At 70.2% G+C, this 8,212-nt stretch carries 8 protein-coding genes and 1 pseudogene; 4 read left to right on the plus strand and 5 right to left on the minus strand.

Annotated features, from left to right (window positions below; genetic code table 11):
• Positions 1-185: 185 nt before the first annotated feature.
• The 4 genes and pseudogenes from IG62_RS0140430 to IG62_RS48105 all read right to left on the minus strand — a co-directional run.
• On the minus strand, positions 186-548 hold the full coding sequence (locus IG62_RS0140430) for a hypothetical protein (protein WP_030816147.1): 363 nt from the start codon (positions 546-548) through the stop codon (positions 186-188).
• Positions 549-629: 81 nt separating this feature from the next.
• Entirely contained in the window at positions 630-1,391 is a 762-nt protein-coding gene (locus IG62_RS0140435; RefSeq protein ID WP_030816148.1) for a MerR family transcriptional regulator, read from the minus strand.
• Between the two features lie 354 nt (positions 1,392-1,745).
• Positions 1,746-2,012 carry a GntR family transcriptional regulator gene (locus IG62_RS43595; RefSeq protein ID WP_051799245.1) on the minus strand — a complete coding sequence of 89 codons (267 nt, stop codon included), beginning with the start codon at positions 2,010-2,012 and terminating at the stop codon, positions 1,746-1,748.
• Positions 2,010-2,216, minus strand: a pseudogene (locus tag IG62_RS48105) (GntR family transcriptional regulator); the annotation flags it as partial. The pseudogene IG62_RS48105 and the gene IG62_RS43595, both read right to left, overlap by 3 nt.
• 400 nt (positions 2,217-2,616) lie before the next feature.
• Here IG62_RS48105 and IG62_RS0140450 point away from each other — a divergent pair.
• Positions 2,617-2,883, plus strand: coding sequence for a hypothetical protein (locus tag IG62_RS0140450; protein WP_030816153.1), 267 nt, complete (start codon positions 2,617-2,619; stop codon positions 2,881-2,883).
• 96 nt (positions 2,884-2,979) lie between these two features.
• On the opposite strand, the gene IG62_RS0140455 is transcribed toward IG62_RS0140450, so the two are convergent.
• Complete coding sequence (locus IG62_RS0140455) at positions 2,980-3,198, minus strand: hypothetical protein (RefSeq protein ID WP_030816154.1); 219 nt, start codon at positions 3,196-3,198, stop codon at positions 2,980-2,982.
• Positions 3,199-3,553: 355 nt separating this feature from the next.
• Between IG62_RS0140455 and IG62_RS0140460 the strand changes: the two genes are divergently transcribed.
• The 3 genes from IG62_RS0140460 (at position 3,554) to IG62_RS0140470 (ending at position 7,962) form a co-directional block, all read left to right on the plus strand.
• Positions 3,554-4,063 (plus strand): MarR family winged helix-turn-helix transcriptional regulator, encoded by a 510-nt coding sequence (locus tag IG62_RS0140460; RefSeq protein WP_037840484.1) that lies wholly within the window; start codon positions 3,554-3,556, stop codon positions 4,061-4,063.
• Between the two features lie 11 nt (positions 4,064-4,074).
• On the plus strand, positions 4,075-6,735 hold the full coding sequence (locus IG62_RS0140465; protein ID WP_030816157.1) for an MFS transporter: 2,661 nt from the start codon (positions 4,075-4,077) through the stop codon (positions 6,733-6,735).
• Positions 6,736-7,119: 384 nt separating this feature from the next.
• Positions 7,120-7,962 carry a YceI family protein gene (locus IG62_RS0140470; RefSeq protein WP_030816161.1) on the plus strand — a complete coding sequence of 281 codons (843 nt, stop codon included), beginning with the start codon at positions 7,120-7,122 and terminating at the stop codon, positions 7,960-7,962.
• Positions 7,963-8,212: the final 250 nt, after the last annotated feature.

An 8,212-nucleotide genomic window follows, 5' to 3' on the forward strand; every position in this document is an offset into this window, starting at 1 on the left:
CGACCACGACTCGATCTGCTCAACCGTCAGCGACTTCTCACACAGTCACACCAACGAGCCCCAGCCCACACGGTCACACCACATGCGGTTGCAGTATTAAGGGGCCCGGGCCCGACCCGGCACCGCGCGTCCCCGCAGGTGGAGGGGGCGGGGCAGTGGACATGCCAGCGCCGTGGGGAATGGCGTCAGCGCGGGCGGAGTTGATCGGCGATGGGTACGTCGAGGACGAAGATGTGGCCGATGTTCGCGCGCGGGTAGCCGTAGTCGATGTTCTGCACCCGCATCTGCTGCGGGGTGACCTCGACGATCTGGACGGCGACGGGCTCCGGGTGGTCGGGCAGGGACAGCAGCCAGTCCTGGGCCAGGTAGTCGAGTCCGGTGCGGTCCAGGCAACGGCGGGCGGGTGCGTCTTCGCTCGGGTCGCCGAGCGGGTGGCCGAAGAGGCTGACCGGCACGTACCGGCCGGGGTCGCTCTCGACAGGCCGTAGATAGCCGAGGAGTTCGTTGTCCTCGTGGCGGTGGTGGCGGATCCAGTGCGGGGGAATCACGGCGCAGCGCTCCGGGAAGGGTGCCCGGCTGCTGGGGTCTGCAGCCCCCAGACAGTCGGTGGCGGTAGGGCTGGCGGGAGGTCAGCTCAGGGTGGTGTCGGCGTAGGCCGTCATCGCGTCGCGCTGGTACTCGGCCAGGCCGGCGGCGACCCGGTCGTAGGCCGCGCGCCACGTCGCGTCGTCGACGTAGTTCTGCCCGAGGGCCTTGAACGCGGCCGCGTTCGGGGTCCACATCCGGCAGATGCCCTGGTAGTGGGCGTCGACCTCGGCCTGTACCGCCGGGTCGTTCACCGGCGTGCCGGCCTGCATCAGCTCCGCCATGCGGACCATCGCGGCGGTCGCCGCACGCTGCATCCGCTCCATGTCCGCCTCGCTGAGCGTGGCCGCGAACTGCGCCGACTGCTCCGCCTGGTGGGGCCACTGCTCGCGGGCGGTCTCCTCGTGGCGCGCGGTGTCGAAGCCGACGAAGAGTTTCTCCGGGGTGTTGATCTTTTCCATGGTGTCGGTGTCCTTGTCATCCTCCAGTTCGGCGATGGTGCGGCCGACCGTGCGGACCAGCGCATCGAGCCGGTCGCGCTCGGCCGCCAGCCTGCGCAGGTGCTCACGCAGCGCGGCCACCTGGTCGACCTGGCGCTCCAGGACCGTCGCGATGTCGCGTAGTCCCAGGCCCAGTTCGCGCATCAGCAGGATCTGCTGCAAGCGCAGCAACTCGGCCTCTCCGTAGTAGCGGTGGCCGTTGCCCCCGGTGTACGCGGGGACGAGCAGGCCGATGTCGTCGTAGTGCCGCAGGGTCCGGGACGTCACCCCGGACATCCGGGCCACGTCCGCGATCGACCAGGCCATGGCCGTGCCGTACCTTTCATCGCCGGGCCGGTCTCTCCGGCCTCGAGAACGAACGTAGAAGTTGACGCAACGGAAAGCGCAAGTCGTTCGTTCGGCGGCCCGGTCACCGGCTCGCCCCCGGCGGCCGGCCGACGCGGCGTCACTACCGCCAACTGGTGCGCCTAGCCCTGGGAGTGCCGCACTGCCGCCAATTGATGTGCCGGGCCTTGGGAGTGCCGCACTGACGCCAACTCTTGCGCCTGACCTTGGGAATCCTGACCTTGGGAATACCGCACCCGGCCTCAACGTTGTGGCCCTAGCAGGGGGCCCGCGTGACCCCTACGGGATCTGTTCGACCGTTCCCTAGGGGTTGGTTCACCGACCGGTACCCGGCCGCTGCGGCGTCACGAAGGACCCCATCCCCGGCGTGGTGACGATGAGCCCTTCCTCCCGGAGGGCGGCCGTGACCTTACGAACGGTCACGCGCGCGACGCCGAATTCCTGCTCCATGCGCACCTCGGAGATCAGGTGCTGCGGCGGGTACGTGCCGTCCGCAATCCGCTCGCGGATCACGTCGGCGATCTGCTCCCACTTGGGACGCTTGAGCTCTCCCCGGAGCTCCTTCGAGACGAACGAACCCATACCGGGCTCGGTGTAGATCAGCCCCTCTGCCCGCAGTCCGCGGTGCACCTTCTGGGCTGTCACCCCAGCGATGCCGAACTCTTCCTGAAGTTGGAGCACCGAGGGGATGCGACCACCGGCCGGGTACGTGCCCTCAGCGATGCGTTCGCGGATCACATCGGCGACCTGATGCCATCTGGGCCGGTCCGGGGCGAATTCGATCACTTGAGCACGCTAAGCAAGGCGCTGTACAGCGAGCGAGATATTTCAGTGGTAGACACCTATAGCACCCATAGATATGCTGGCCGACGAAAAGACCCCGGCGGGTGCGCCAACACCCCCGGGGCATGGCCAACCTGAGGAAGCAGGTCGACATGCGGAACCTTATGCGCAGGCTCGTCGCTCGGTTAAGGGCGCGGCACCGCCTCGTCCCCCTCCCCCTCCCCCAGCCACCCCATCACCACCCACCCCAACGTCCACCCCGCCGCCCCGAATCCCCCCTCGACGGTGACGCCTCCCGTCTCGTAAGGCCCTACCTCCTCCTCCACGAGCGGCAGGAGGCCCGGCGGGAACGGGCCTTTCTGTGTGACATCGACATGGCGGTCGCTTCGTGAGGCGCGGCGGGATGCGGCTGCTGCCCTGGAGCGGGCCGGACGGGCAGCGGTGTTATCTCTCCGCCGACGACAACGGCGGGTTTCTGTCGCAGCTCGCCGACGAGATGGAAGAGGTGCAGGTGAGCACCGGCGAGGAAGTGTTGGCGCGGGCGGCCGAACTGCTGCGGGGCCCGGCAGAGCCGTCGGCCGACGAGCTCCGGTTCTGTGTCCACAGGCTGTGTGAAGCGCTGCGGGACGCCCTGCGGATCGTCGAGAGCCGGGGCGGGCAGGCGGGTTAGCGGCGGCAACGAGCGAGTAAGGCAGCGGGGCCCGGCGGTTGTTACCGCCGGGCCCCGTCTTCGTAAGACCGAGAACGGGAACTCAAGGGCGACTTGTTACGACAGCGCCAGCCATGCCGCGCCCGCGATGACCAGGACGGCGACGATGACGCCGACGATGACGCCCACGCGGGGGCCGGCCGACTGCTGGGGGGCCGGGGCGCGGCGGCCGCCGGTCTGGGGGGTGCCGCCCTCGTCCACGAAGGCACGGAACATCTGCGTGCTGCCCGCCGGGTCGTAGTTCCCGTCGGCCTGGTTCTGCGGGTTGGTCGCCATGAGGCAGGACCCTAGCGAACCGGTGGCACAGGGGCACCCCTGGGGCGCGTGTGGGGCGACCGCGTGAGGAGGGGGACGGGCAGGCCGATGGGGAGGGCCGCCCGCGTGAGGTGTGCCACTCGTGAGCGATGTGGTCGCGTTGTGGGGATTTGCGGGTCGCATTCCGGCCACCCCGCGGACCTGCGGCTTTGCGCGGGCCCGGGGGTCGTTGACGGATCGCGGACGCGGTCTTGGCGCAGCCTTTGCCTGTACCTGCCACTCAATCGTTTGCCTTCAGCAACCAACTGTGCGTATGGTTGCCCCAAGCAACAAAAGAAGTGCGATCGAGCTGAGCGATGGATGCGTGGAGGAGCCGGTGGCCGCTCACAGTCAGTACGAGGAGCTGGCCAGGCAACTCAGCGCCATCGGGGCCGTGAAGCGGGAGATGGGGCGGATCCTGCCCCAGGACTGCCCGCCCGCCTCGGCCGCCGTGCTCACCCTTCTCGACCGGCACGGCGAGATGCGGATGAGTCAGCTGGCCGAGCTGATGGCGATCGACATGTCCGTCACCAGCCGGCACGTGGCGCACGTCTGCGAGCGCGGCTGGATCGAGCGGGAGCCCGATCCGGCGGACAAGCGGTCGCGGCTGCTGCGGCTGACCCCGAGCGGCACGGAGATGCTCCAGGAGCTCTCCGAGCGCTACACCGCCGCGCTCGCCCGGTATCTCGGCGACTGGAGCGACAGCGACGTCGGTCTCCTCAACGAGCTGCTCGCCCGGCTCCGTACGAGCTTCGGCGACTGCCGGACCCGGGCACACCACGACTTCCACACCCGTAACGACTTCCACGCCCGTAACGACCTCAGCACCCGTACACCCGCAGGATGAAAAGGAACCACATGGCTACGACCACACCAGCCGGTGTGCGGGGCGGCCACGCCAAGCATGGAGGCGGTCATCACCACGCCTCCGACGGGGCCCCCATGACGCACCGTCAGATCATGGAGGCGCTGTCCGGGCTGCTGCTCGGCATGTTCGTCGCCATCCTCTCGTCGACGATCGTGTCCAACGCGCTGCCGGAGATCATCCATGATCTGGACGGCGGGCAGAGCGCCTACACCTGGGTCGTGACCGCCTCGCTGCTGGCGATGACCGCGACCACGCCCCTGTGGGGCAAGCTCTCCGACCTGTTCAGCAAGAAGCTGCTGGTGCAGTTCGCGCTGGTCATCTACGTCGCGGGCTCCATCGTCGCCGGTCTGTCGCAGAACACCGGCATGCTGATCGCCTGCCGCGTCGTGCAGGGCATAGGCGTGGGCGGTCTCTCCGCCCTGGCCCAGATCGTGATGGCCGCGATGATCTCGCCGCGGGAGCGCGGCCGGTACAGCGGCTACCTCGGCGCCACCTTCGCCGTCGCCACCGTCGGCGGCCCGCTGCTCGGCGGCGTCATCACCGACACCAGCTGGCTCGGCTGGCGCTGGTGCTTCTACGTGGGTGTGCCGTTCGCGGTGATCGCCCTGATCGTGCTGCAGAAGACCCTGAAGCTCCCGGTCGTCAAGCGCGAGGGCGTCAAGGTCGACTGGGCGGGCGCGTTCTTCATCAGCGCGGCGGTCTCGCTGCTGCTGGTGTGGGTGACGCTGGCCGGCGACAAGTACGACTGGATGTCGTGGCAGACCGCCGCGATGGTCGGCGGCGCGGTGGTGCTCGGCGCGGTCTTCGTCTTCGTCGAGACCAAGGCCAAGGAGCCGATCATCCCGCTGCGGCTGTTCCGCAACAAGACGATCACCCTGGCGTCGGTGGCCTCCCTGTTCGTCGGTATCGCGATGTTCACCGGCACCGTCTTCTTCAGCCAGTACTTCCAGCTGGCGCGCGGCAAGTCGCCGACGATGTCCGGCATCATGACGATCCCGATGATCGGCGGCCTGTTCATCTCCTCGACCGTCTCGGGCCAGGTCATCACCAAGACCGGCCGCTGGAAGGCCTGGCTGGTCTCCGGTGGTGTGCTGCTGACCGCCGGCCTCGGCCTGCTGAGCACCATCCGCTACGACACCGAGTACTGGCACATCGCGATCTTCATGGCGCTGATGGGTCTCGGCATCGGCATGATGATGCAGAACCTGGTGCTCGCCACGCAGAACCAGGTGGCGCCGTCGGACCTCGGTTCCGCCTCGTCCGTCGTGACCTTCTTCCGTTCCCTCGGTGGTGCGGTGGGCGTCTCGGCCCTCGGTGCGGTGCTCGCCAACCGCGTCACCCACTACGTCAAGGACGGCCTGGCCGAACTCGGCCCCAAGGCCGCCAAGGCCGCGGCGCACGGTGCCGCCAAGAGCGGCGGCGGCATCCCCGACCTGGACGCCCTCCCGGCGCCGCTGCGCACCGTCATGGAGAGCGCCTACGGCCATGGTGTGGCCGATGTGTTCCTCTACGCGGCGCCCTGCGCGCTGCTCGCCTTCCTCTTCACCCTGTTCATCAAGGAGGTCGCGTTGAAGACTCGTGGGGGACTGGCCCAGAGCTCGGAGAACGGGGGGAACGCGGGGAACGCGGAGAAGGGCGCGGAGGCCCCTTCGTCGGTGACCCCGTCGGTGAGCCCGTCGGTGACCCCGTCGGAGGCGACGCTTCCGCTGCAGGCCGCCGGCGCTGCGGGCGGCGCGGCCGGGGAGCGGGAGCCCGCCCTCGTCGGTGCCGCACCGGTGACCTCGGACGACGCCGGCCACACCCCCTCGTGGGCGCAGCCGGCCGCACAGCCCCTGCAGGGTTACGCCTCGGCCGGTGGCGGCGACGCCGTGCCCGCCGGACCTGCCATCCACGGCTTCGTACGCAACGCGGAGGGCCACCCCGTCCCGCGCTCCGCGGTCACGCTGATCTCGCTCGGCGGCCGTCAGCTCGGCCGGGCGGTCGCCCAGGCCAACGGCTCGTACGTACTGAACGCGCCCAGCGCCGGCTCGTACGTGCTGATCGCGGCGGCCGACGGGCACCAGCCGCAGGCCTCCACGGTCGTCGTCGGCGACCAGCCGTACGGCTACGACATCCTGCTCAGCGGCACCAGCGGCCTCGGCGGCCAGGTGCGCAGCGCGGTCACCGGCGAGCCGGTGGCGGACGCCATGGTCGTCGTCACCGACGTCCGCGGCGAGGTGCTGGCCACCGGGAGGACGGACGCCGAGGGGTACTTCTCCTTCGACGAGCTGGCCCCCGGCACCTTCACGGTCGCGGTGAACGCCGCCAACTACCGGCCGGCCGCGCTGCCGGTCGAGATCGGCGGCCAGGGCACCACCCGCGTCGAGGTCGAGCTGCTGTCCGGCGCGCGGGTGCAGGGCGTCGTACGGGCGGGTGGTCCGAACGGGGCCGGCCGCCCGCTGCCCGACGCCCGGGTGACGCTGGTGGACGCGGCCGGCAACGTCGTGGCCACCTCGACCACCGGTGAGGACGGCGCGTACGCCTTCACCGACCTGGACGCCGGTGACTACACGGTCATCGCGAGCGGCTACCCGCCGGTGGCCACCGGTCTCGCGGTCGACGCCCGCGGGGTCGACGGCTACGACGTCCAGCTCGCCCACCCCGGGGACTGACCGGGGGCCCGGGGCCGTGCGTACGGACAATCCGTACGGACCTTCCGTGCTGACCTTCCGTACGGCCAGGTCCGTACCGGCCAGATCCGTACCGGCTTCCCTACGGCCAGGTCCGTAGGGAAGGCCGTACGGAATGGCAGGGCAGTAACCCGGGCAGCAAGACCCCGGGCCGGGACGCGCGATGAGCGGAGGCGCGTCCCGGACCGGACCCCAGGACTCCGGCGGCGGTGTGGCGCACAGGCAGGGGACGGCCTGCACGCCGCCGCCGGGGTCCGACACCCGGGCTTCCGGACCGCCGGGGTCCGGCACTCCCCGAGCTCCCCGAGCTCCCGGCTCAGCCGGAGCCCGGAGCCGGGACACCACCAGCAAGACACGGGAGAGGCAATGACTTCGACGGGCGCGGGAGCTGCGGGCGTAAGGGCGCAGGTCCGCACACGGGACGGCTGGGCGGTGCAGCACGCCGTGCTGACCGTCACCGACATGACGGGCGCGCAGGTGCTGCGGGCCGTGGCGGACGAGGACGGTGCCGTCCGCAGCGAGGCGCCGCTGCCCGCCGGCCCGTACACGGTCATCGTGACGGCCGTCGGCTACGCGCCGGTCGCCTCCAGCGCGATCGTGACGGCGAGCGGCCGGATGGAGGTGGGCAACGTCGTGCTGGCCCGGCAGGGCGGGGCCGAGCTGCCGCCGCCGGGCGCCTGGACCATCGACCCGATGCACTCCACGGTCGGCGCGGTCGCCCAACACCTGGGCATCTCCAGCGTGCACGGCCGGTTCACGGAGTTCAGCGGCCGCATCGAGATCGGCGAGGACCTGGGGAAGTCCCGGGTCGACGCGGTCATCAAGGCGTCGTCGATCGACACCGGCAACGGCATGCGCGACGGGCACCTGCGCAACGAGGACTTCCTCAACGTCGAGGTGTACCCGGAGATCACGTACCGCAGCACCGGACTGTCACCGGCCGGCCCGGACCGCTGGACCGTGCACGGCGACCTGTCCCTGCACGGCGTCGTCCGCCCGGTGGACCTGGACCTGAGCTACCTCGGCACCGGGCCCGACCCGTGGGGCGGCGTCCGCGCGGCCTTCCGCGCCACCGCCGAACTGCGGCGCGAGGACTTCAAGATGAACTACAACCAGGTCGTGGCCGCCGGCATCGCCGCGATCGGCACCACCCTGAAGGTCGAACTGGACATCCAGGCGGTGCAGGGGGAGAGCTTGCCTATGGGGTGAGGAGCCGACTTGCCGGCTTGCCTATGGGGTGAGGGAGCGGCTTGCGTATGGGGTGAGGCGAGGGGGCGGCGTGGCGGGAATAGCCTGCCCTCCCGTTGCGTTGTGGCCCTGCAAGGGGCGCTTCGTTCCCCTAGGGAATCTGTTTGACCGCCCCTTAGTACTGCAACCGCATGTGGGGGTTGTGGCCTCGGCGTTGGTAGTGGCAGTGGCGGGCTCGGGCTTGGCTGCGTCTGCGGAAGTGTGACCAGTG

The organism is Streptomyces sp. NRRL S-337, from assembly GCF_000720175.1.
Lineage (GTDB): Bacteria > Actinomycetota > Actinomycetes > Streptomycetales > Streptomycetaceae > Streptomyces > Streptomyces siderophoricus.